Genomic DNA, 22781 nt, shown 5'->3' with positions numbered 1-22781 from the left:
TTTTTGATGGCTGAGGGCCGCAATGCAACGCTACCAGGCGCTGGATTTTATTCGCGGATGCGCGGTTCTGGGCATTTTGCTGCTCAATATTACCGGCTTTGGCCTGCCGTCAGCCGCCTATCTTAATCCCGCCTGGCAGGGCAGCGTTACGCCGCAGGATGCCTGGACCTGGGCGATACTGGACGGGCTGGCGCAGCTGAAATTCCTCACGCTGTTTGCACTGCTGTTTGGCGCCGGACTGGCGCTGCAGATCCCCCGCGGTAAGCGCTGGATCAGCACGCGCCTGACGCTGCTGGTGCTGCTCGGGTTTATCCACGGCGTCTTCTTCTGGGAAGGGGATATTCTCCTCGACTATGGGCTTATCGGCCTGATTATCTGGCGTCTGCTGCGTGAAGTGCCCTCTGAGCGTGCGCTGTTTCAGACCGGCGTGCTGCTCTATCTGGTCGGCTGTGCGGTGCTGCTTATCTTCGGAGCGATCTCCGGCAATCAGAGCAGCAGCGGCTGGCAGCCGGGTGCCGCTGTGCTGGAGTATGAAAGTTACTGGAAGCTGGTGGGCGGCTGGGAAGCGGTACGCAACCGGCTCGATCTGCTCGCATCGGGCCTGATGGCGCTGGCATCCCAGTATGGCTGGCAGCTGGCGGGGCTGATGCTGATGGGTGCCGCGCTGCTGCGCTGCGGCTGGCTGACCGGTGAGTTCAGCCTGCAGCACTACCGGCGCGCCGCACTGCTGCTGCTGACGACCGGCTGGCTAATCGCGGTGCCGGGTATCGTTGCGCAGTGGCAGCTGCAGTGGGCGCAGCGCTGGACCAGCTTTTATCTGCAGGTGCCGCGCGATCTCGCCTCGCCTTTTATCAGCCTCGGCTATGCGGCGCTCTGTCTCGGCTTCTGGCCTGCGCTCGCGCGTAACCGGCTATGCAACCTGATTCAGGGAGTGGGGCGCATGGCGCTGAGCAACTATCTGTTACAGACGCTAATCTGTACCACGCTTTTCTACCGGTTTGATCTCTTCCTGCACTTTAACCGGTTACAGCTGCTGGCGCTGGTGCCCGTTATCTGGGTAGTCAATCTTCTCTTCTCAGCGCTCTGGCTGCGCTATTTTCGTCAGGGGCCGCTGGAGTGGCTGTGGCGCTGGCTGACGCAGCGTCTCTCTGCAACCGGCACCGCAGTGCCGCCTGTCAGATAATGACCTGCATCACAAAGATCGCATAAAGCAATGTAACCGTTTTCATTGATGTGAGCTGTTTCACGTAGCTGAAGTCTGCGGCCTGACACTATAGCGCTATTACGCGCCTGTCGCGTCTTTCAGCCTTTGTGGAACCGCTGCATGATAACGATTCGTGATGTCGCCCGACTGGCGGGAGTTTCTGTTGCCACCGTGTCGCGCGTGCTCAATAACAGCAGTGCCGTCACCTCTGATACCCGCGACGCCGTGCTGCAGGCGGTGGAATCGCTGGGCTATCGTCCGAACGCCAACGCACAGGCGCTCGCCACCCAGGTCAGCGACACGATTGGTGTCGTTGTCATGGATGTCTCCGATCCCTTTTTTGGCGCGCTGGTGAAAGCGGTGGATACCGTGGCACAGCGGGTGCATAAGCATGTTCTCATCAGTAATTCCTGGCATCAGGAAGATAAAGAGCGGCACGCCATTGAGGTGCTGATCCGTCAGCGCTGCAATGCGCTGGTGGTACATGCGAAAACGCTTTCAGACGCTGAACTCACGCAGTTTATGGATCAGGTGCCGGGAATGGTGCTGGTTAACCGGGTGATCCGCGGCTACGAGCATCGCTGCGTCTGTCTCGACAATGTAACCGGTGCGCAGGTTGCCACCCGCATGCTGCTGCAGCAGGGGCATCAGCGTATCGGCTATCTCAGCTCCAGCCACCCGATTGAAGATGTGGCTCAGCGCCGCGATGGCTGGCTGCAGGCGCTGTCAGAGCAGGGTATCCAGCCGGCAGAGGCGTGGATCGCCCATGCTGAACCCGATATGCAGGGCGGTGAAGCCGCGATGGTGGAGCTGCTCGGGCGCAATCTGCATCTGACCGCCGTGTTTTCCTATAACGATGGCATGGCGGCTGGCGCCCTGACGGCGCTGAAAGATAACGGCATTCAGGTGCCGCAGCATTTTTCTGTCATCGGTTTTGATGACATTCCTATTTCCCGTTACACCGATCCCCAGCTGACAACCGTACGCTATCCCATTGTTTCTATGGCAAAACTGGCAACAGAGCTGGCGCTGAAAGGCGCAGCCGGTGAGCTGGATCCTCAGGCATCGCACTGCTTCATGCCTACGCTGGTGCGGCGTCACTCAGTGGCCCAGCGACAAATTGTGGAGTCGATCACTAATCCAGGCGATAGCGCCATGTAACCGTTTCCAATATGTGATTACATTCACAGTTAATTACCAGACCGCTCACTATGATGGCAGCGTCTTACCGGACTGAAACATCATGAAACGCCGGGTCACGCCTCTCCGGACAGGTTTCAGTAGCCGATTGAAATGGTTCACAACACTCTTCAGGAAGCGGTTACGTACAGGGAAGTCAGGATAGGGAGAGCGGTCCGGCTAACGCCCGCGCCTGCTCCAGAATGATAGCGTTTCAACCGACTGCGTTCGCTGCCCGCAGGCAGCAGGGCGCAATGAAATACCCTGCATAATTAAAACCGGAGATACCATGAATAAGAAGGTTTTCACGCTCACAGCACTGGTTGCCAGCATGATGTTTGGTGCAACTGCACACGCCGCCGATACCCGCATTGGCGTGACCATTTACAAATATGATGACAACTTCATGTCAATGGTGCGTAAGGATATCGAGAAAGAGGCGAAAACGCTGGGCGGCATTCAGCTGCTGATGAATGACTCGCAGAATGACCAGTCCAAACAGAACGATCAGATTGACGTGCTGATGGCCAAGGGCGTGAAAGCGCTGGCAATTAACCTGGTAGATCCGGCAGCGGCAGCGGTAGTCATCGACAAAGCAAAAGCCAATGACGTACCAATTGTGTTCTTCAACAAAGAGCCGAACGCCAAAGTGCTGGCCAGCTATCCGAAAGCCTATTATGTCGGTACAGACTCAAAAGAGTCAGGTATCAAACAGGGCGAGCTGATTGAGAAGCACTGGAAATCGACGCCAGCCTGGGATCTGAACAAAGATGGACAGATTCAGTTTGTCCTGCTGAAAGGCGAGCCAGGCCACCCGGATGCTGAAGCGCGTACCAAATATGTTATCGACACCCTGAACAAAGATGGCATCAAGACGCAGCAGCTGGCGATGGATACCGCAATGTGGGATACCGCTCAGGCGAAAGATAAAGTCGATGCGTGGCTCTCCGGTCCGAACGCTAACAAAATTGAAGTGATCATTGCCAACAACGATGCAATGGCAATGGGCGCGGTTGAAGCGCTGAAAGCACACAACAAATCAAGCATTCCGGTGTTTGGTGTTGATGCGCTGCCAGAAGCGCTGGCGCTGGTGAAATCGGGTGCGATGGCGGGTACCGTGCTGAACGATGCGGAAAACCAGGCGAAAGCCACGCTGGATATCGCGAAGAACCTGGCAGATGGCAAAGAGCCAACCGCGGGCACTAACTTCAAGATGGAAGATAAAGTGGTTCGCGTGCCTTATGTCGCCGTAGATAAAGAGAACCTCTCTCAGTTTGCGAAGTAATCTATTCCGGGCGCGGCAATTTGCCGCGCCTTATTGCATCTGCATACGCTTTTTTTAGCCAGGTAAATTATGGCCAGTGAGAATCCGACCACACAGCGTGAATATCTGCTGGAGATGACGAATGTCTCGAAATCATTTCCAGGGGTGAAAGCCTTAGATAATGTGAATTTGAAAGTGCGGCCGCACTCCGTCCATGCCTTAATGGGTGAAAACGGCGCCGGAAAATCGACATTGTTAAAGTGCTTATTTGGCATCTATAAAAAAGATACGGGGAGTATTCTTTTTCAGGGCCAGGAGATTGACTATAAAAGCTCTAAAGAAGCGCTGGAAAATGGCGTCTCAATGGTGCATCAGGAATTAAACCTCGTGCTGCAGCGCAGCGTGATGGATAATATGTGGCTGGGTCGCTACCCGCGTAAAGGGCCATTTGTCGATCAGGACAAAATGTATCGCGATACCAAAGCGATCTTTGATGAACTCGATATTGATATCGATCCGCGCGATAAAGTGGCGAATCTTTCTGTATCGCAGATGCAGATGATTGAAATTGCCAAAGCGTTCTCCTATGATGCCAAAATTGTCATTATGGATGAACCGACCTCTTCGCTGACGGAAAAAGAAGTTAACCACCTGTTTACTATTATTCGTAAACTAAAAGATCGCGGCTGCGGTATTGTCTATATCTCGCATAAGATGGAAGAGATCTTTCAGCTGTGCGACGAGATCACCATTCTGCGCGACGGACAGTGGATCGCCACTCAGTCGCTGGAAGGGCTGGATATGGATAAGATCATCGCCATGATGGTGGGTCGTTCGCTTAATCAGCGCTTCCCGGATAAGAGCAACGTGCCGGGCGAGGTGATTCTGGAAGTCCGCAACCTCACTTCACTGCGTCAGCCCTCGATTCGTGATATCTCATTTGACCTGCATAAAGGAGAGATCCTCGGTATCGCCGGACTGGTGGGTGCCAAGCGTACCGATATCGTTGAGACGCTGTTTGGCATTCGCGAGAAGTCGGGCGGAACTATCCGGCTGCACGGCAAAGCGATCAACAACCACAGTGCAAACGAAGCGATTAACCACGGTTTTGCGCTGGTGACAGAAGAGCGTCGCTCCACCGGGATCTACGCCTATCTCGATATCGGCTTTAACTCGCTTATCTCCAATATTAAAAAATATAAATCCAGTATCGGCCTGCTTGATAATAAGCGTATGAAGAGCGATACCCAGTGGGTTATTGACTCGATGCGGGTAAAAACGCCAGGTCACCATACGCAGATTGGCTCGCTTTCAGGCGGTAACCAGCAGAAGGTCATTATTGGCCGCTGGCTGCTGACCCAGCCGGAAATATTAATGCTTGATGAACCTACGCGCGGTATTGACGTAGGGGCTAAATTTGAAATTTATCAGCTGATTTCAGAACTGGCCAAAAAAGAGAAGGGCATTATTATTATCTCCTCAGAAATGCCAGAGCTGCTGGGTATAACCGATCGTATTCTGGTAATGAGTAACGGTCAGGTAGCCGGTATTGTCGATACAAAAACGACCTCGCAGAATGAAATCCTGCGTTTAGCGTCATTACACCTTTAATGAAGCAAGGGCTTTAAAATGAAAGCGACTACTAAAAAGAATGCGCTAACCTGGTTAAAAGAGGGCGGTATTTACGTCGTCCTGTTTGTTCTGCTGGCGATTATTATTTTCCAGGATCCGACGTTTTTAAGTTTAATGAACCTGAGTAACATCCTGACGCAATCGTCGGTGCGTATTATTATCGCGCTGGGCGTGGCCGGGCTGATTGTGACTCAGGGTACTGACCTCTCCGCCGGGCGGCAGGTTGGCCTGGCGGCGGTAGTGGCGGCGACGCTGCTGCAGTCGATGGATAACGCGAACAAGGTTTTCCCGCATCTGGAAACCATGCCGATTCCGCTGGTTATTCTGGTAGTGTGCATTATCGGCGGCGTGATTGGCCTGGTAAACGGCGTGATCATCGCATACCTCAAGGTAACGCCGTTTATTACCACGCTGGGTACGATGATCATCGTGTATGGTATTAACTCCCTCTACTACGATTTTGTCGGTGCCTCGCCGATCGCCGGCTTTGACGCGGGCTTCTCCACCTTTACCCAGGGTTTCCTGCGCTTTGGTGACTTCAAGCTCTCGTTTATCACCTTTTACGCCATTATCGCTATCGTGTTTGTCTGGATCCTGTGGAATAAAACCCGCTTCGGTAAAAACATTTTTGCGATTGGCGGTAACCCGGAAGCGGCAAAAGTTTCAGGCGTTAACGTGCCGTTCAACCTGATTCTGGTCTATGCCCTGTCAGGTGTGTTCTATGCGTTTGGCGGTCTGCTGGAAGCGGGCCGTATTGGCAGCGCCACCAACAACCTCGGCTTTATGTATGAGCTGGATGCGATTGCCGCCTGCGTGGTGGGCGGCGTCTCCTTCGCCGGCGGTGTGGGTACGGTCGCAGGCGTCGTGACCGGGGTAATTATCTTTACCGTAATCAACTACGGCCTGACTTACATCGGCGTGAACCCTTACTGGCAGTACATCATCAAGGGCGGCATCATTATCTTCGCCGTGGCGCTGGATTCACTGAAATACTCGCGCAAGAAATAAGCGTGAAGTAACGGAAAAAGGCTGCGCTGGCGCAGCCTTTTTTTATGGCTGCCGGCCGCAGCAAAGGCTACTTACGCAGCTTCTCTTCCAGCTCCAGCAGCTGTTCAGGCGTGACCGCCGGATAGCTCTGCGCATCTTCCGGCACCGTATGCACTGCCGGAATTGGCACCAGCGGTCCGAGAAAACGCGGCTCGCGCTTCATCAGATAGAGATCGGCCATGGCGCCCAGCCGGGCACCGACTTCGCGTGCGCGCACCGACAGCATATTTTTCGGCGAGGGTACGGCATAGCACTGTGCCTGAATGCCAAGGTGCAGCGCAATGTAGAGCGCCCGCTCGCAGTGAAAGCGCTGGGTGATAATAATGAAGTCGTTGGTGTCAAACACCTTGCGCGTGCGCACAATGGAGTCGAGCGTGCGAAAACCGGCATAATCCAGCACGATGTCGGCTGGATCGACGCCAGCTTTAATCAGATCGCGTCGCATGGTGGCGGGCTCGTTATAGCTCTGCTGGGCGTTGTCGCCGCTCAGCAGCAGGTAGTTAACTTTGCCGCTGTTATAGGCGTTGAGCGCGCCCTGCATGCGATAGAGGTAATACTGATTAATGACGCCGGCACGATAATATTTCGCGGTGCCCAGTACCACGCCAACCTGACGATGCGGCAGCGAGGCGACATCTTCATAGATAAACGGCGCGGTTTTCCAGCTGATCCAGCGATCAAGGCCGAGCGCGGTCGCCACCATCGCTAAGATGATGATGATCAGAGCAAAGAAAACGCGTTTCAGCATGCGCGCGGCAACTCAACAGGCAGGATTCAGGGTGCTTCAAGGCTACTTGAGCCGGGGCGGCTAAGCAAGCTCACCCCGGCTGGCTGATGTTTTTTTCGGCAGTGCCGGATCGAAATCCGGCGCTGAGGCGATCAGATAGAGGTACGGCGGTAGTGGCGATACTGCGGCAGCCAGAAGTTGTTGTGAACCGCTTTAGAGAGCACATCCTCCGACGTTACCACGGCAACGCCAGCCAGCTGTGCCGCTTTGCCCACTTCCATCGCAATCAGTTTAGAGACGCCCTGAATATCTTTGATCTCCGGCAGGACCGGACCTTCGCCGTCGTTAACCAGCGGCGAGCAGTCAGCCAGCGCGCGGCTGGCGGTCATCAGCATGGAATCGGTCACGCGCGTTGCGCCCGCGGCAATCACGCCGAGTCCGATGCCCGGGAAGATATAGGAGTTGTTGCACTGGGCAATCGGATAGGTTTTGCCTTTCCAGGTCACCGGTGAGAACGGGCTGCCGGTGGCAACCAGCGCGGCACCGTCGGTCCAGGCGATGATATCCGCTGGCGTCGCTTCCACGCGTGACGTCGGGTTAGAGAGCGGCATCACGATAGGGCGTTTGCAGTGCTTATGCATCTCGCGAATGATCTCTTCGGTAAACAGGCCTGGCTGGCCCGATACGCCGATCAGAATATCGGGCTGCGCGTTGCGCACCACATCCAGCAGCGAAATCGTGTCGCTGGTGACGTCCCAGGCTTTCAGATTGTCACTTTTCTGCACCAGCCTGCTCTGGAAGTCGAGCAGGTTTGGCAGCTTGTCGGTGAGCAGACCAAAGCGGTCAACCATCATGACGCGCGAACGCGCTTCATCATCGCTCAGTCCTTCAGATTTCATCTGCGCAACGATCTGTTCAGCAATACCACAGCCTGCAGAACCGGCGCCGAGGAAGACCACTTTCTGCTCGCACAGGCGGCTGCCTGCGGCGCGGCTGGCGGCAATCAGGGTACCAACGGTAACGGCTGCGGTGCCCTGAATATCGTCGTTGAAGCAGCAGATTTCATCGCGATAGCGCTGCAGCAGCGGCATAGCGTTTTTCTGTGCAAAATCTTCGAACTGCAGCAGGACGTTTGGCCAGCGACGTTTCACCGCCTGAATAAATTCATTCACAAACGACTCATACTCTTCGCCGCTAATGCGCGGATGACGCCAGCCCATATAGAGCGGGTCGTTGAGCAGCTGCGGGTTATTGGTTCCGACATCCAGCACCACCGGCAGGGTATAAGCCGGACTGATGCCGCCGCAGGCGGTATAGAGCGACAGTTTACCAATCGGAATACCCATGCCGCCGATGCCGAGGTCGCCCAGGCCCAGAATGCGCTCGCCATCCGTGACCACAATAACCTTCACATTCTGCTTGGTGGCGTTCTGCAGCATGTCTTCGATGCGATCGCGATTGTTGTAGGAGATAAATACGCCGCGCGCGCGACGGTAAATTTCGGAGAAGTGCTCGCATGCCGCGCCCACGGTCGGGGTGTAGATAATCGGCATCATCTCTTCCAGATGATTATCCAGCAGGCGGTAGAACAGGGTTTCGTTGGTATCCTGGATATTGCGCAGATAGACGTGCTTGTCGTTGTTGTTTTTGAAATCCAGGAACTGACGCCAGGCGCGTTCCGCCTGCTCTTCAATAGTCTCAACCGCATCCGGCAGCAGGCCATTAAGATTAAATTCGTTTCGCTCTTCCAGAGAGAAGGCGCTGCCTTTATTCAGCAGCGGAAATTCCAGCAGAATCGGACCCGCATAGGGGATATAGAGCGGGCGTTTACTTTCGTACTCGAGTTCCATGCAATGTTTGCTCCGGTTGCAGTGTTTGCTGACGTATCGCTACGAAAAGGTCACGCCAGATCTGATTATTGTGAAGGTCTGGCGCCCGATCCTATGAAAATTCCGGCAGATGTACAGCTTTTGTTAACAGCAGGTCACAAAAGCGGTAAAAGGATCACTAAACGGATGTTTTTGAAACTAAAGTAATCGTCAGCTCACGGCAGCCGAGCGCGGCCAGCGTCGCCCGCGTGGCGTCCGCCTGCGTCAGCGTACCCTCTGCAGACTCGGCCAGCGCCGCGCGGCGAATAGTTTCCAGCGGTTCATGATGCATATTCATCAGGATCAGCGCGGCCTGCAGCGGCGGCAGGCTCGGGTTGAAGGCGGCATTCTCCGCATAGCGGCCGCTGTAAATGGCGCCGCTGTGGCTCTCCAGCGCCACACCGCTGTAGCTGAAGCTGTAAGGCGCGTGGCTCTGGCTGGCTGCCCGGATTGCCGCCTGCTGCAGCGCATCGCCAGCAGGGGCAAAGGCGTGGTCAACCGGCGTCATCAGCCGTTCGGTAATATTGAGGTCGGCAGGACCAAATGCATCGGGCAGGTAGTGGGCCAGCGTGTTCACGTCACGGCCCGGCAGGCTGATGCGGATCGCCGTGCCGCTGTTCAGCTCATTCATAAACTGACGGCAGTGGCCGCACGGCGTGTAGTTTACGGTGATGGCCGCCAGCGCCGTTTCACCGCGCAGCCAGGCGTGGGTAATCGCGCTCTGCTCAGCGTGTACCGTCTGCTGCATCGTGGCGCCGCGAAACTCCATATTTGCCCCAAAATACCAGTGGCCGCTGACGCCACGCGCGATAGCGCCAACGTTAAAGCGCGAGAGCGGCGCAACCGCACAGCAGGCGGCGAGCGGCAGGAGCGCCAGCGCCAGCGCATCCTCTTCCAGTCCGGTGACCTGCTGCAGCTGTATCAACTCGTCAGGGCGGAGCACGCCGTGAAAATCTGGCGCGTCCAGCAGCGGCTGCAGCGCCTGCTGCAGGGCAGCCGGCAGGTCGGAGAAAGCGGAAGAGAATCGTGGGTGCATGGTGTCAGGCCTCATTAACTCATCAGCGGCGGGGCGCCGCCTGCTGAGTTATATGTGATCCATGTCGCTATGACAATGCAAGCTGATTGAGTTGTTTCAACTTTGCGAGATCTCTCGCAAACTTTCAGCCAAACCACGCCATCAGCAGCGGAAAGATAAACGGTGCCAGTAAAGAGGTAATGATGCCGCAGATCACCAGCGCCAGTGAACTGAACGCCCCTTCCTGATAGTCGATTTCCGCCGCCCGCGCCGTGCCCAGCGCGTGTGACGCGTTGCCAATCGCCAGGCCACGCGATGCTTTGCTGCGAATGCGCAGCAGGTTCAGCAGCATGTGCCCGAATACGGCACCAAATACGCCCGCGATCAGCACGCAGATAGCGCTGATGGCCGGAATACCGTGCAGCGAGGCAGAGACCGCCATCGCAATCGGGGTGGTGACTGATTTGGGCAGGAGCGTCGCGGCGATCTCCGGTGTGGCGCCCAGCCACAGCGCCATCGCCGTGCCGGATACCATGGCGGTCAGGCTGCCAATAAAGCAGACGCTGATGATGGTTTTCCAGCGTGCGCGGATCTGATGCATCTGCTCATAAAGCGGCAGCGCTAAGGCCACGACCGCTGGCTGCAGCAGCTGATTCAGCAGTGCGCTGCCGGCAAAATAGCGCGTATAGGGGGTATGCGTCAGCAGCAGCACCGGAATAATGATGGCCATGGCTACCAGCAGCGGATTAATCAGCGAGATTTTGAGCTTTGCCGCCAGTCGGCGCGCCACAAAATAAGCAGCCAGCGTCAGCGGCAGGGACCACCAGGCGTCACTCATGCGGCTGCTCCTGTTTCGGGCGCTGCAGGCGTTCAGCGCTAAAACCCACCACCACCAGCACCATCAGCGTACTGGTGAGGCAGGAGACCACAATCGGCCCAAACTGCGCGGAAAGTACATCGGTATAGCTGATGACGCCGACGCTTATCGGTACAAACAGCAGCGCCATATAGCGGATCAGCAGATGGCAGCCGGGCTTTACCCAGCGGACCGGCAGAATTTGCAGCCCCAGTAGTAAAAACAGCAGCAGCATACCGATAATACTGCCGGGAATAGTAAAGGGAAGCAGGGCGGCGAGCGCGATACCGGCATAGAGCGCGGCATAGATAATCATAAAGGCGCGCAGATAGCGCCAGCAGGCAGTTAACACGTCAGACATCTCCGGCTTCGGTCATCTGTTTTACATCATACGCATTACGCGCTTAGCGTGCCAGACGTCACAAAAGCCGGCGCTGAACCAGAAACTCATAAAAAGGGCGCCCGGGTCCTCTGCGGTTTGCAGACGATGCCCGGAGCCGCAGTCAGAAGCGATAGCTGACGCTGATGGCCGCCTGAGTATCAGACCAGCCGTTATCACCCACCTGCTGACCAATAGTGCCTTTCAGGCCGAGACCACCGCCCAGCGCACCGTCCACGCCCACGCGCGCTTCGGCAATATTGCGACTGCCCTGTTGTGAGACCACTACATCATCCATGCGCACCGCGTATTCACGACTGTTGTGGATCCAGTTGGCTTCGGTGAACAGGCTGAAGCGGCGGTCGTTGCGATCGTCCTGCGCAGCATGGCTCTTCATAAAGGCTTTAACCCCCAGGCTGCTGCTGACATTATCCTGACCGCTGCCTTGCACCAGTGTGCCGTTGCGCTCGGTATGGTCATCAGCCTTAATACCGGACCAGCCGATGCGCGCCTGCGGCTGCAGATAGAAAGCACGACGCTCGCTCTGCGCCAGCGGAATGACATAGCCGGAAGAGAGCGAGGCATTAAGCCCTTTTGAGCGATAAGATTCACCCGCTTCATCCTCACCCTCTACCTGATTGTTAACCCAGCTGTACTGCAGTGTGCTGTCTGCCCACAGGCCTTTTTCATCGGTCCCTTTGGCAAACCAGGTACCATATATACCAGTGGTATAGCCATTGATCTGGCCGCGGGCGCGGTAGCCGGTGATCCCGGATGCAGTACTGCTTTTGCTGTTGCCATAGCCCGCCATCAGGCCGACGCGGGCAGTGTCAGTAGCGGCAATATCGCCGCCGAGCAGGGTCACTACGCTGTTGGCTCGGGTACGTAGCTGGCCGTCACCGGCGTGCTGACGATTATGATCGCCGGAGACGTGCAGCCAGAGTGACGTGTACTGCTGTTCGCCGGTCAGCGGATCAAGGTACCAGGTGCCCTGACGATCGCTCATACGGGTATCGAACAGCGTGGATGCAGTGGCGAGGTTAGCAGCATAAGCGCCGCCTTCCGGGCGCAGTACTGCCACGCTTTCCCCGCCGCCGTTATTACCGCTACTGCCGTTATCACCGCCGCCGCCGTTATCATCGCCGCTGCCGTTATCATCGCCGCTGCCGTTATCACCGCCGCTGCCGTTGTCACCGCCGCTGCCGTTATCACCGCCGTCACCGCCACCGTTGTCGCCACCGCCGCCGATAATCGGCAGGCCCGTTTCCAGATTAACGCGATTGGTCAGATACCAGTTTTTATTACCGCGCAGCAGGCGGTATTCATAGGCGCCCGCTACAATGCGTCCCTGCTGACGGAACGCGCTGCTGTCGGCGCTGCCCTGCACTTCAATCAGCTCAATGCCGTTATAGGTTTGCGCGCCGCGTCCGCCAAGGTTATTCACGACGATATTGGTGGTACCGCTGGCATCGCCGGTGACCACCAGCCGATCGGTACGGGCATTGTCATCATCAAGCTCGGTGCCGAATATCAGAGTGCCGTCGTTACCGGTGTAGTTGCCATCGACAGTAAGGACATTACCGGCAGCGGCGCCGGCAAGCCGGATAGTACCGGCATTGGTGGTGTCGCCCAGCGTCTGACGGTAGCCGTTCAGATCCAGTTCACCGTTGCTGCCAATATTCCAGGTGGAGGCTGTGCTAAAGGTATTGTCTGCACCTGCCCGCAGAGTCCCCCCCGTTACGGTAGTGCTCCCTGAGTAGCTATTGAGGCCAGAGAGTGTCGTTACCCCGGATGTCACCACGACATCCCCTGCACCGGTTACAGGCGAAGCAAAATTATAATTCGCATTGGTGTGGTTAAAATTCACCAGCGCGCGCGAGGTGGGTGAGGAGGCGAGCGTAATCTCCCTGGCATTGACGCGCCCGGCGCTATCAGCAACATAACCATTAATGTTGCCGACAGAGAGCATTGAGGGCGCAGTGGTGCTATTACCGCTTATCAAAAGGCTATCAGCTGCCAGCGTAGCCCCGCTCTGTACCAGTACTATGCCGGTACTCGCCAGCTGTCTGGCCACCGTTAGCGTGGTGCCATTGCCGTTCAGTAACAGGTTACCGCTATTACTTACGCTGCCTGTCAACGCGGTTGCGTCGTTCAGAATTTGTAATGTTCGAAGGTTAGTAAGCTGATTAGTGACCCGCAGAGCAGTATTATTACCACTGACGCTAAACACCGGGCCATTATTATATACCGTACCAGCTGTAACACTGGCACCGTCGGTAAACCGAATCTGACCGTTATTATTACTGAGCGTATCAGCACTGAGCGTTGCGCCTGACGCAACGGCCACCGTTCCCCGGTTAACCAGCCCGTTTAACACATTCAGTGTGACACCACGCCCGGTAACGGTCAGTGCGCCGCGGCCATCATAGCCATTCGCGATATTAACCCGGGTGCCGGCAGTCGCACCCTGAACAATAACCTTACCGCCATTATTCGTTATTGATCCAATCTGCTGGCTGTAACCATTGGTATCCAGCGTGCCTTTAGAGCGAATTTCAAATGTGGCATTCTGACCCAGTGCATTCGGCGCGCCAGCAAGCAGCGTCGCATAGTTTTGTGTCCAGCCATTATCGATCAGGTAGGAGCCTGAGAAGTTACCGCTCTTTGCCAGCGTAGTGGTACCTTCTCTGACATAAATTTCTCCCTCTCCTGCTGTATTACTGAGAAGGCTGGCATTAAAAATATAGTTATTACTGTTGTGTGAAAAGTTAATAAATGAGGTATCAGCAAGCGTTACGGATGAAGCAGAAACCGCACCTGGAGCAGGCGCGATTCCTGTAACAGAACCTCCAATTATAAAAGAAGAGGATAAACGCAGCAAAATGTTATTCGCACTTAGCAATGCGCCGTTGCCGACAGTAATTGCCACATTTCTATCTGTTGTCAGCGTGCCGAGCGTTGCGCGCGTACCGGCTCCGGACAGTACCAGATCTCCTTCACCTGCAAACCTCAGACTGTTAGCCGTAAGCTGGCTGCCGCTGGTGATAAACATACCGCCAACGCCAGGCAATGTTTCAGTTGCAGTTATGTCGTTGCGGGCATCAATCCAGTCAGCACCGTTAGCGGGCGGGGATGACGTAGTGCCCGTAACATTACCCTGATAGGTAATGGTGGCAAATACGGTGCCTGAGCCAGATAATGCTCCGGCTATAGCGAGCGCCAGCGCAGAGGGGTTAAACAGTTTGTGGCTCATGATTCCGGGTCCTGTAATGTTGGTACATTATGAGTTGCGGCCTGAGCCGGTGTGTCTTGCTACGAGAATTAACGCTGCTGGTGGGAAAGCTAAAAGTATAGCAGGCAATAAATTAGCTAAAGCGCTGCATCATCTTAAAATAAAAACAGCATTTTGAGATGGGATTATTATTTTTTGCACATACAGCTAAGTTTTTTGTATAAAGGATGCCTGGTTTTCGGTACGACAGATATATATTTACTCTGCTTTTAAGGCAGATAATTAGTATGTCATAATAAAACAGAATAGTTATATGATTTGATCTCCAGAAATAATCTTGTATTTGCAAGGTAGTTCACAGGTTTATGCTATAACTGGCGTTAGCGCTAAAAGGGTGTTCTGAGGTTGCGTTGCAAAAATCGATTATCTGGCTGTATCGCGTTGTCTGAATAATGGCACTAAAAAAAGCCCTCTCAAAGGAGAGGGCTGAAAGGCGATTACTTAACCGGCATGCCGGGCTGTGCGCCGCTGTCCACCGAGAGCACAAACAGATCGCTGCCGCCAGAGCCGGCTGAGAGCACCATCCCTTCCGATACGCCAAAGCGCATCTTACGCGGTGCCAGGTTGGCCACGATAATGGTCATCTTGCCCACCAGTACCGAAGGATCGGGGTATGCAGCACGAATGCCGGAGAAGATCTGACGCTTCTCACCGCCGAGATCGAGCTGCAGGCGCAGCAGCTTGTCTGAACCCTCAACCAGTTCCGCCTGCTCAATCAGCGCCACGCGCATATCGACTTTGGCGAAATCATCAATGGTGATGGTGTCGCCAATCGGCGCGTCAGCGAGCGGGCCGCTCACCGCAGGCTGACTGGCTGCCGCCGCATCCTCTTTCGATGCCTCAATCAGCGCCTCCACTTTTGCCATCTCAATGCGGCCATAGAGCGCTTTGAACGGTGCCACGCTGTGATTCAGCAGCGGCTGCGCGATGCCATCCCAGCTCAGTTCGCTCTGCAGAAACGCCTCAGCACGCTCGCTCAGCGACGGCAGTACCGGCTTCAGCCAGGTCATCAGCACGCGGAACAGGTTGATGCCCATTGAGCAGATCGCCTGCAGATCAGCGTCGCGGCCTTCCTGTTTCGCCACCACCCACGGTGCCTGCTCATCAACATAGCGGTTCGCCAGATCGGCCAGCGTCATGATCTCACGGATAGCGCGGTTATATTCACGGTTCGCCCACGCCTCGCCAATCTTCTCTGATGCGGCCACAAAGGTCTGATACAGCGCCGGATCGGCGAGTTCAGCGGCCAGCTCGCCGTTAAAGCGTTTGGTGATAAAACCAGCGTTGCGCGAAGCCAGGTTAACGACTTTGTTCACTACGTCAGCGTTAACGCGCTGCACGAAATCTTCCAGATTCAGGTCGATATCATCAATGCGCGAAGAGAGCTTGGCCGCGTAGTAGTAGCGCAGGCTGTCGGCATCAAGATGCTTCAGCCAGGTGCTGGCTTTGATAAAGGTGCCGCGCGATTTTGACATCTTCGCGCCGTTTACCGTGACATAGCCATGCACAAACAGGTTGGTCGGCTTGCGGAAACCGCTGCCTTCCAGCATTGCCGGCCAGAACAGGCTGTGGAAATAGACGATATCTTTACCGATAAAGTGATAAAGCTCGGTCGCGGAATCTTTCTGCCAGAATTCGCTGAAGTCGATATCGCCGCGCTTGTCGCACAGGTTCTTGAACGAGCCCATGTAGCCGATTGGCGCATCCAGCCAGACGTAGAAATATTTGCCCGGCGCGTCCGGGATCTCAAAGCCAAAGTAGGGCGCATCGCGGGAGATATCCCACTGCTGCAGTCCCGACTCAAACCACTCCTGCATCTTATTGGCGACCTGCTCCTGCAGCGCGCCGGAACGCGTCCACGCCTGCAGCATCTCGCTGAACGCCGGCAGATCAAAGAAGAAGTGCTCGGAGTCACGCAGTACCGGCGTAGCACCGGATACCACCGACTTTGGCTCAATCAGCTCGGTCGGGCTGTAGGTGGCGCTGCACACTTCGCAGTTATCGCCATACTGATCGGCCGTTTTACATTTCGGGCAGGTGCCTTTCACAAAGCGATCGGGCAGGAACATCCCTTTTTCCGGATCGTAGAGCTGCGAAATGGTGCGCTTCTTAATAAAGCCATTTTCATTCAGGCGCGTGTAGATCACCTCAGCCAGCTGACGATTCTCATCGGCATGCGTTGAGTGATAGTTGTCATAGCTGATATTAAAGCCGGCGAAGTCAGTTTCATGCTCCTGCTTCATATCGGCGATCATCTGCTCCGGCGTAACGCCCAGCTGCTGTGCTTTCAGCATAATCGGCGTGCCGTGCGCATCGTCTGCGCAGATGAAGTAAACCTGGTTGCCACGCATTCGCTGGTAACGGACCCATACATCAGCCTGGATGTGTTCCAGCATGTGACCAAGATGGATAGAGCCGTTTGCGTACGGCAGGGCGCACGTTACCAGTAATTTTTTAGCGACTTGAGTCATGATTTGCGTAGCTTTCCGTTAATGAAAAATCGGGGTTAGATGTTAACCGAAGCACCCTCCGGCGTAAACACAGGAGGCGCGTCGCGCTCTTTTTCGCGCTGCTCTGATATGATTGACCTTATACCGCTACATTCTGGCGTCATGATGAAATAAGGAGAGGGGATGAGCACACAATCCCGGGATTATCATTCACCTGAAGCGTTGCGTGCCGTGGTCAGCGGCGTGCTGAGCGCATTTACGCACCCCACGCTGCAGCAGAATCTCACTACGCTGAAAGCGCTGCGGCACGTGGCGCTGCTGGATGAAAAACTGCATATCGAGCTGGTTATGCCGTTTATCTGGCGCAGCGCGTTTGAGGATCTCAAAGCGCAGGTCAGCGCGGAGCTGCTGCGGCTGACGCAGGCGCGCGCCATCGACTGGCGTCTGCGTCACGATATCGCCACCCTGAAGCGGGTAAAAAATCAGCCGGGCGTGAACGGCGTGAAAAATATCATTGCGGTCAGCTCCGGCAAAGGCGGCGTCGGCAAGTCGAGTACGGCGGTTAACATGGCGCTGGCGCTGGCCGCCGAAGGGGCGCGCGTGGGGCTGCTGGATGCGGATATTTACGGTCCCTCCATTCCGAATATGCTGGGAACGGAAGCGGAGCGTCCGACATCGCCTGACGGCACGCACATGGCACCGATTATGGCGCACGGGCTCGCGACCAACTCAATTGGCTATCTGGTTACGGACGATAATGCGATGGTGTGGCGCGGACCGATGGCGAGCAAGGCGCTGCTGCAGCTGCTCAACGAGACGCTGTGGCCCGACCTCGACTATCTGGTTCTCGATATGCCGCCCGGCACCGGCGATATCCAGCTGACGCTGGCGCAGAGCGTACCCGTCACCGGCGCCGTGGTGGTGACCACCCCGCAGGATATCGCGCTGCTGGACGCGCGCAAAGGCATCGTGATGTTTGAAAAAGTAGCGGTGCCGGTGCTGGGAGTGGTGGAGAACATGAGCATGCATATCTGCAGTGAGTGTGGCCATCATGAGCCTATCTTCGGCACCGGCGGGGCTGAGCGGCTGGTGCAGGATTACCACACCCGCCTGCTGGCACAGCTGCCGCTGCATATTCACCTGCGGGAGGATCTGGATGACGGGACGCCTACGGTGATCCGCCGGCCAGAGAGCGACTTTACCGCCCTCTATCGCCAGCTGGCGGGGCGCGTAGCCGCTCAGCTTTACTGGCAGGGTGAGGTGATCCCGGGCGATATCGCCTTCCGGGCGGTGTAGCTCACGCCGTTTCGCTGGCGCGTCCCGCCAGCGGATAGTGCATCAGCACATAGGTACCCTGTTCGCCTTCGCCGCTGGCGACGCGCTGCCAGCCGTGATGCTGGTAGAACGCCAGCGCGGCCCGGTTCGCTGCCAGACATTTCAGCGCGCCGGTTGAGGTAAAGCGTGCTGTAACCTGATGCAGCAGTGCGCTGCCCACTCCCTGACCCTGATACGCCGGGTCAACATAGAGGCTGTGCAGAAAATTGTCGTTATCGAGAATGCCGGCAAAACCCGCGCGTTCGCCGCCGATCTCCGCTACCAGCACCGTTTCACCCAGGATCACCGCATCAAAATCCTCCAGCTGCCACGCATCACCGTTAAGCCACGTCCAGCTGTGCCGGCGCGCGGCGAGAAACAGCGTGCGCAGAAACGGGCGATCGCTCTCCTGAAAAGGTCGGATATTCACGTGCGGGGTCTCCTGAATCGCAAGCATCGCTTATGGCACGCGGTCATGTGTGCCAGCTTGTAAAAAAAATAGCAGTTTAGCCGCATTCTGAGAAAGCCTGTTATCGCCGCCGCTTTTCTGTGTAGAATGCCGCGGCAAGCCGCACCGGATCTGGTCTCGCTGCATTGATAGCTTTTGTTTATCTGATTGATAACGTCTGCGTATTAGCACCTGGCCTGAAAAAACTGTAGCCTGCATCACATCTTTTTAACGGAGGTCACTATGTCAATCATTAACACCAAAATTAAACCGTTCAAAAACGCAGCGTTCAAAAACGGCGAATTCATCGACGTAACCGAGAAAGACGTTGAAGGTAAATGGAGTGTTTTCTTCTTCTACCCGGCTGACTTCACCTTCGTATGCCCGACCGAACTGGGTGACGTTGCAGACCACTACGAAGAGTTCCAGAAACTGGGCGTAGATATCTACTCCGTTTCTACTGACACGCACTTTACCCACAAAGCCTGGCACGGTTCTTCCGAGACCATCGGTAAGATTCAGTATGCCATGATCGGCGATCCAACCGGCGCGCTGACCCGCAACTTTGAAATTATGCGTGAGGCAGAAGGTCTGGCCGATCGCGGTACGTTCATCGTTGACCCGGAAGGCATCATTCAGGCGATCGAAATCACTGCTGAAGGTATTGGCCGCGATGCCTCTGACCTGCTGCGCAAAGTGAAAGCTGCACAGTACGTGGCTTCTCACCCAGGCGAAGTTTGCCCGGCTAAATGGAAAGAGGGCGACGCCACGCTGGCTCCGTCACTGGACCTGGTCGGTAAAATCTAAGTTACCTGACGCCATTCGGTCTCTTTTTTATCGGGTGCTGCGGCACCCGATTTTCTTCACAGGAACTCACTATGCTCGACACCAATTTAAAAACCCAGCTTAAGGCTTACCTTGAGAAACTAACGAAACCGGTTGAGTTGATTGCTACCCTGGATGAGGGCACCAAATCTGCTGAGATCCGTACGCTGTTAGCAGATATTGCCGCGCTCTCTGACAAAGTCAGCTTCCGTGAAGAGAACGATCGTCCGGTACGCAAACCGTCGTTTCTGATCACCAACCCAGGCAGCCAGAGCGGTCCGCGCTTTGCCGGCTCGCCGATGGGTCATGAATTTACGTCACTGGTGCTGGCGCTACTCCAGACCGGTGGACACCCCTCTAAAGAGGCGCAGAGTCTGCTGGATCAGGTGATGTCACTTGATACCGATCTGCACTTTGAAACCTACTACTCGCTCTCCTGCCATAACTGCCCGGATGTGGTGCAGGCGCTGAACCTGATGGCGGTACTGAATCCGCGTATCAGCCACACCGCCATTGATGGTGGCGTGTTCCAGAATGAAATTACCGAGCGCAACGTCATGGGCGTGCCGGCCGTCTATCTGAACGGCAAAGAGTTTGGACAGGGCCGCATGAGCCTGGCTGAAATCGTCGGAAAAGTTGATACCAACGCTGACAAGCGTGCGGCAGAAGAACTGAATAAGCGTGATGCTTATGAAGTCCTGATTATCGGCAGCGGTCCGGCAGGCGCCGCAGCGGCTATCTACTCCGCGCGTAAAGGTATTCGCACCGGCCTGATGGGCGAGCGTTTTGGTGGTCAGGTACTGGATACGGTAGATATCGAAAACTACATCTCTGTACCAAAAACAGAAGGGGCGAAGCTGGCGGGTTCACTGCGCGCGCACGTCGATGATTACGCGGTAGATGTGATTGACACACAGAGCGCCATTAAACTGATTCCCGCCGCGCAGGAAGGGGGATTGCACGCCATTGAAACCGCTTCCGGCGCGGTGCTGAAATCACGCAGCATCATCATCGCCACCGGCGCGCGCTGGCGCAACATGGGCGTACCGGGCGAAGATCAGTATCGCACCAAAGGCGTGACCTATTGCCCGCACTGCGACGGCCCGCTGTTTAAAGGCAAGCGTACCGCGGTTATCGGCGGCGGTAACTCCGGCGTGGAAGCGGCCATCGATCTGGCCGGTATTGTTGAGCACGTTACGCTGCTGGAGTTTGCCGGCGAAATGCGCGCTGACAAAGTGCTGCAGGATAAACTGCGCAGCCTGAAAAACGTCGACGTGATCCTTAACGCCCAGACCACCGAAGTTAAAGGCGACGGCAGCAAAGTCACCGGGCTGGCGTATCTGGATCGCACCACCCAGACTACGCACGAGCTGGCGCTGAGCGGCATCTTTGTTCAGATTGGTCTGCTGCCTAATACCGGCTTCCTTGAAGGCGCGGTAGAGCGCAACCGCATGGGTGAAGTGATTATCGATGCGAAGTGCGAAACCAGCCTGAAAGGCGTATTTGCCGCCGGCGACTGCACCACAGTGCCGTATAAGCAGATTATCATCGCCAGCGGCGAGGGCGCTAAAGCGTCACTCAGCGCCTTTGATTATCTGATCCGCACCCAGCCAGCACAGTAAATCTCGCTGTCCGGCCCGCGCCCCGCACCTTGCTGCGGGGCTTTTTTTTGCGCTAAATCAGCCGAGCCAGCGGCGCGCTTCGCTATCGCTGAGGTCGCGGTAGTAGAGCTTATGCAGCTGCACACCACAGCTGCGACAGCGCGCGGTGATAAAGGTAGCCTGACAGTAACGTCCGGCAGGATTCAGGACGCCGTGGCGGCTGATGGTAATCTGATGCCAGCGGTGAGCGTGCGGAATAAGATGGCGCAGCAGGTTAAGCATGGTGATATCCGGCAGGGTGATCCGGCAGCAGATTAAGCATGCTGCCGCGTTGTCGCGGCTTGCGCTGTATCAATAAACCGGTCACTCCAGCGGTCTGTCTGCTTCTGCTACCGCGCAGATCAAGCTTTCTGCTCTCTGCGGCTTGCTTCGTGCGATTGCTTCCCCTAAGCTGCCGGTGTGTCGTAACAGACACCATGACTCGGGGTGCCCTTCTTTGTGAAGGCTGAGAAATACCCGTATTACCTGATCTGGATAATGCCAGCGTAGGGAAGTCAGATGCCTGCGCGCATTCGCCTTCCTGTACGCCTGACAGGAGCGCTATGATGACCCACCCTTCCTCTGTTTTACCGCGCGGCTTGCCCCGTATAAATGCCCTGACCATTGCCGGCACCGATCCCAGCGGCGGCGCGGGCATTCAGGCCGATCTCAAAACCTTTTCTGCGCTCAGCGCCTACGGCACCAGCGTTATTACCGCGCTGGTGGCGCAAAACACCTGTGGCGTACAGTCGGTCTGTTACATTTCACCGGCGTTTGTCGCCGCCCAGCTGGATTCGGTGCTGAGCGATATCCGTATCGATACGGCAAAAATCGGCATGCTGGCAGAGAGCGCTATTGTGGCGGTGGTGGCAGAGAAACTGGCGCGTGCGCGGCTGCCGTTTGTGGTGCTGGATACGGTAATGATTGCCAAAAGCGGCGATGCGCTGCTGGCGCCAGAGGCGGTGGCGGCGATGCGTGAGCGGCTGCTGCCGCAGGTTTCGCTGATCACGCCTAATCTGCCGGAAGCCGCGGCGCTGCTGGAAACAACACCTGCCCGCGATGAGCGCACCATGCAGCAGCAGGGGGAGGGGCTGCTCGATCTCGGCTGTGCCGCGGTGCTGATGAAAGGGGGACATCTGGAGGATGCGGAAAGCCCGGACTGGCTGATTACCCGCAGCGGACGTTTCCGCTTTACGGCCCCGCGCGTAGCGACGCGCCATACTCACGGCACCGGCTGTACCCTCTCGGCGGCGCTGGCAGCGCTGCGGCCGCGTCATGAGAGCTGGGCTGATACGGTGACGGCGGCAAAAGGCTGGCTGCAGCAGGCGCTGCTGCAGGCCGATTCGCTGGAGGCAGGAAAGGGCATCGGGCCGGTGCACCACTTTCATCACTGGTGGTAGGGCGGATAACACGCAGGCATAAAAAAAGCAGCCTTACAGGCTGCTTTTTTTAAGAATCTGGCTCCTCTGACTGGACTCGAACCAGTGACATACGGATTAACAGTCCGCCGTTCTACCGACTGAACTACAGAGGAATTGTGTGGAACGGGGCGCATAATATCGGGCAGCCTGCTGCGTGTCAAAGCCCTTTTGCAAAATTTTTACTGACTGCTGAATAAACCGCCACTGCCTGACTTAATGT

18 protein-coding genes, 1 tRNA gene and 1 riboswitch are annotated in these 22781 nt (G+C 56.1%); of the genes, 9 read left to right on the top strand and 10 right to left on the bottom strand.

Annotated elements, in window-relative coordinates:
* The first annotated feature begins 22 nt into the window (after positions 1–22).
* The 5 genes from yeiB to mglC all read left to right on the top strand — a co-directional run bounded on the left by yeiB (position 23) and on the right by mglC (position 6287).
* Entirely contained in the window at positions 23–1183 is a 1161-nt protein-coding gene (yeiB, locus tag F3J39_RS07045) for a DUF418 domain-containing protein YeiB (RefSeq protein ID WP_071668026.1), read from the top strand.
* 141 nt (positions 1184–1324) lie between these two features.
* The gene (gene galS, locus F3J39_RS07040) at positions 1325–2365 is read left to right on the top strand and encodes an HTH-type transcriptional regulator GalS (RefSeq protein WP_039385437.1); all 1041 of its coding nucleotides are present in this window, start codon (positions 1325–1327) and stop codon (positions 2363–2365) included.
* 307 nt (positions 2366–2672) lie between these two features.
* Complete coding sequence (gene mglB / locus F3J39_RS07035) at positions 2673–3668, top strand: galactose/glucose ABC transporter substrate-binding protein MglB (protein WP_071668025.1); 996 nt, start codon at positions 2673–2675, stop codon at positions 3666–3668.
* Between the two features lie 69 nt (positions 3669–3737).
* On the top strand, positions 3738–5258 hold the full coding sequence (mglA, locus tag F3J39_RS07030) for a galactose/methyl galactoside ABC transporter ATP-binding protein MglA (protein WP_071668024.1): 1521 nt from the start codon (positions 3738–3740) through the stop codon (positions 5256–5258).
* 18 nt (positions 5259–5276) lie between these two features.
* A complete protein-coding gene (mglC, locus tag F3J39_RS07025) occupies positions 5277–6287 on the top strand; it encodes a galactose/methyl galactoside ABC transporter permease MglC (RefSeq protein ID WP_039385433.1) in 1011 nt (336 codons plus the stop codon).
* Between the two features lie 67 nt (positions 6288–6354).
* On the opposite strand, the gene sanA is transcribed toward mglC, so the two are convergent.
* From sanA to metG, 7 genes are all read right to left on the bottom strand, one after another.
* On the bottom strand, positions 6355–7074 hold the full coding sequence (gene sanA / locus F3J39_RS07020; protein WP_094111868.1) for an outer membrane permeability protein SanA: 720 nt from the start codon (positions 7072–7074) through the stop codon (positions 6355–6357).
* Between the two features lie 131 nt (positions 7075–7205).
* Positions 7206–8903: an NAD-dependent malic enzyme gene (locus F3J39_RS07015; protein WP_039385428.1), complete on the bottom strand. Its 1698-nt coding sequence runs from the start codon at positions 8901–8903 to the stop codon at positions 7206–7208.
* A 157-nt stretch (positions 8904–9060) separates the two neighbouring features.
* Positions 9061–9957, bottom strand: a complete 897-nt coding sequence (gene cdd / locus F3J39_RS07010; protein WP_039386013.1) for a cytidine deaminase — start codon at positions 9955–9957, stop codon at positions 9061–9063.
* A gap of 124 nt (positions 9958–10081) precedes the next feature.
* Positions 10082–10774: a CidB/LrgB family autolysis modulator gene (locus F3J39_RS07005; protein WP_104085205.1), complete on the bottom strand. Its 693-nt coding sequence runs from the start codon at positions 10772–10774 to the stop codon at positions 10082–10084.
* Positions 10767–11153, bottom strand: coding sequence for a CidA/LrgA family protein (locus F3J39_RS07000; RefSeq protein ID WP_039385425.1), 387 nt, complete (start codon positions 11151–11153; stop codon positions 10767–10769). The genes F3J39_RS07005 and F3J39_RS07000 overlap by 8 nt, the downstream gene beginning before the upstream one ends.
* Before the next feature lie 142 nt (positions 11154–11295).
* Positions 11296–14424, bottom strand: a complete 3129-nt coding sequence (locus F3J39_RS06995; protein WP_166714007.1) for an autotransporter outer membrane beta-barrel domain-containing protein — start codon at positions 14422–14424, stop codon at positions 11296–11298.
* A gap of 476 nt (positions 14425–14900) precedes the next feature.
* Entirely contained in the window at positions 14901–16934 is a 2034-nt protein-coding gene (gene metG, locus F3J39_RS06990) for a methionine--tRNA ligase (RefSeq protein ID WP_166714006.1), read from the bottom strand.
* A gap of 162 nt (positions 16935–17096) precedes the next feature.
* On the opposite strand from metG, the gene apbC reads away from it, so the two are divergent.
* Entirely contained in the window at positions 17097–18209 is a 1113-nt protein-coding gene (gene apbC / locus F3J39_RS06985; RefSeq protein WP_104085203.1) for an iron-sulfur cluster carrier protein ApbC, read from the top strand.
* A gap of 1 nt (position 18210) precedes the next feature.
* Here apbC and F3J39_RS06980 read toward each other — a convergent pair whose 3' ends face one another.
* A complete protein-coding gene (locus F3J39_RS06980; protein WP_166714005.1) occupies positions 18211–18657 on the bottom strand; it encodes a GNAT family N-acetyltransferase in 447 nt (148 codons plus the stop codon).
* A 261-nt stretch (positions 18658–18918) separates the two neighbouring features.
* Between F3J39_RS06980 and ahpC the strand changes: the two genes are divergently transcribed.
* Together ahpC and ahpF are read left to right on the top strand one after the other, a co-directional pair.
* Positions 18919–19482 (top strand): alkyl hydroperoxide reductase subunit C, encoded by a 564-nt coding sequence (gene ahpC / locus F3J39_RS06975; protein WP_039385421.1) that lies wholly within the window; start codon positions 18919–18921, stop codon positions 19480–19482.
* Positions 19483–19553: 71 nt separating this feature from the next.
* The gene (gene ahpF / locus F3J39_RS06970; RefSeq protein WP_071668018.1) at positions 19554–21122 is read left to right on the top strand and encodes an alkyl hydroperoxide reductase subunit F; all 1569 of its coding nucleotides are present in this window, start codon (positions 19554–19556) and stop codon (positions 21120–21122) included.
* Positions 21123–21179: 57 nt separating this feature from the next.
* Here the strand turns inward: ahpF and F3J39_RS06965 are convergent, their stop codons facing one another.
* A complete protein-coding gene (locus F3J39_RS06965) occupies positions 21180–21383 on the bottom strand; it encodes a hypothetical protein (protein WP_104085202.1) in 204 nt (67 codons plus the stop codon).
* A 190-nt stretch (positions 21384–21573) separates the two neighbouring features.
* A riboswitch (TPP riboswitch) is annotated at positions 21574–21670 on the top strand.
* Between the two features lie 69 nt (positions 21671–21739).
* On the opposite strand from F3J39_RS06965, the gene thiD reads away from it, so the two are divergent.
* On the top strand, positions 21740–22540 hold the full coding sequence (gene thiD / locus F3J39_RS06960; RefSeq protein WP_039386007.1) for a bifunctional hydroxymethylpyrimidine kinase/phosphomethylpyrimidine kinase: 801 nt from the start codon (positions 21740–21742) through the stop codon (positions 22538–22540).
* A 58-nt stretch (positions 22541–22598) separates the two neighbouring features.
* On the opposite strand, the gene F3J39_RS06955 is transcribed toward thiD, so the two are convergent.
* Positions 22599–22674: transfer RNA gene (locus F3J39_RS06955), tRNA-Asn, on the bottom strand.
* Between the last annotated feature and the right edge of the window lie 107 nt (positions 22675–22781).

Source organism: Pantoea sp. Acro-807 (assembly GCF_011752675.1).
Lineage (GTDB): Bacteria > Pseudomonadota > Gammaproteobacteria > Enterobacterales > Enterobacteriaceae > Pantoea > Pantoea eucrina.
Note: the sequence above shows the minus strand (reverse complement) of the source record. Positions and strands in the feature narration are given on the sequence as shown.

Excerpts from the sequence above, each read along its gene's own strand:
- F3J39_RS06965 (WP_104085202.1), bottom strand. The coding sequence starts at position 21,383 with ATGCTTAACCTGCTGCGCCATCTTATTCCGCACGCTCACCGCTGGCAT.
- F3J39_RS07000 (WP_039385425.1), bottom strand. The coding sequence starts at position 11,153 with ATGTCTGACGTGTTAACTGCCTGCTGGCGCTATCTGCGCGCCTTTATG.
- cdd (WP_039386013.1), bottom strand. The coding sequence starts at position 9,957 with ATGCACCCACGATTCTCTTCCGCTTTCTCCGACCTGCCGGCTGCCCTG.
- ahpC (WP_039385421.1), top strand. The coding sequence starts at position 18,919 with ATGTCAATCATTAACACCAAAATTAAACCGTTCAAAAACGCAGCGTTC.
- galS (WP_039385437.1), top strand. The coding sequence starts at position 1,325 with ATGATAACGATTCGTGATGTCGCCCGACTGGCGGGAGTTTCTGTTGCC.
- sanA (WP_094111868.1), bottom strand. The coding sequence starts at position 7,074 with ATGCTGAAACGCGTTTTCTTTGCTCTGATCATCATCATCTTAGCGATG.
- yeiB (WP_071668026.1), top strand. The coding sequence starts at position 23 with ATGCAACGCTACCAGGCGCTGGATTTTATTCGCGGATGCGCGGTTCTG.
- mglA (WP_071668024.1), top strand. The coding sequence starts at position 3,738 with ATGGCCAGTGAGAATCCGACCACACAGCGTGAATATCTGCTGGAGATG.
- F3J39_RS07015 (WP_039385428.1), bottom strand. The coding sequence starts at position 8,903 with ATGGAACTCGAGTACGAAAGTAAACGCCCGCTCTATATCCCCTATGCG.
- metG (WP_166714006.1), bottom strand. The coding sequence starts at position 16,934 with ATGACTCAAGTCGCTAAAAAATTACTGGTAACGTGCGCCCTGCCGTAC.
- mglC (WP_039385433.1), top strand. The coding sequence starts at position 5,277 with ATGAAAGCGACTACTAAAAAGAATGCGCTAACCTGGTTAAAAGAGGGC.
- mglB (WP_071668025.1), top strand. The coding sequence starts at position 2,673 with ATGAATAAGAAGGTTTTCACGCTCACAGCACTGGTTGCCAGCATGATG.
- ahpF (WP_071668018.1), top strand. The coding sequence starts at position 19,554 with ATGCTCGACACCAATTTAAAAACCCAGCTTAAGGCTTACCTTGAGAAA.
- F3J39_RS07005 (WP_104085205.1), bottom strand. The coding sequence starts at position 10,774 with ATGAGTGACGCCTGGTGGTCCCTGCCGCTGACGCTGGCTGCTTATTTT.
- apbC (WP_104085203.1), top strand. The coding sequence starts at position 17,097 with ATGAGCACACAATCCCGGGATTATCATTCACCTGAAGCGTTGCGTGCC.
- F3J39_RS06995 (WP_166714007.1), bottom strand. The coding sequence starts at position 14,424 with ATGAGCCACAAACTGTTTAACCCCTCTGCGCTGGCGCTCGCTATAGCC.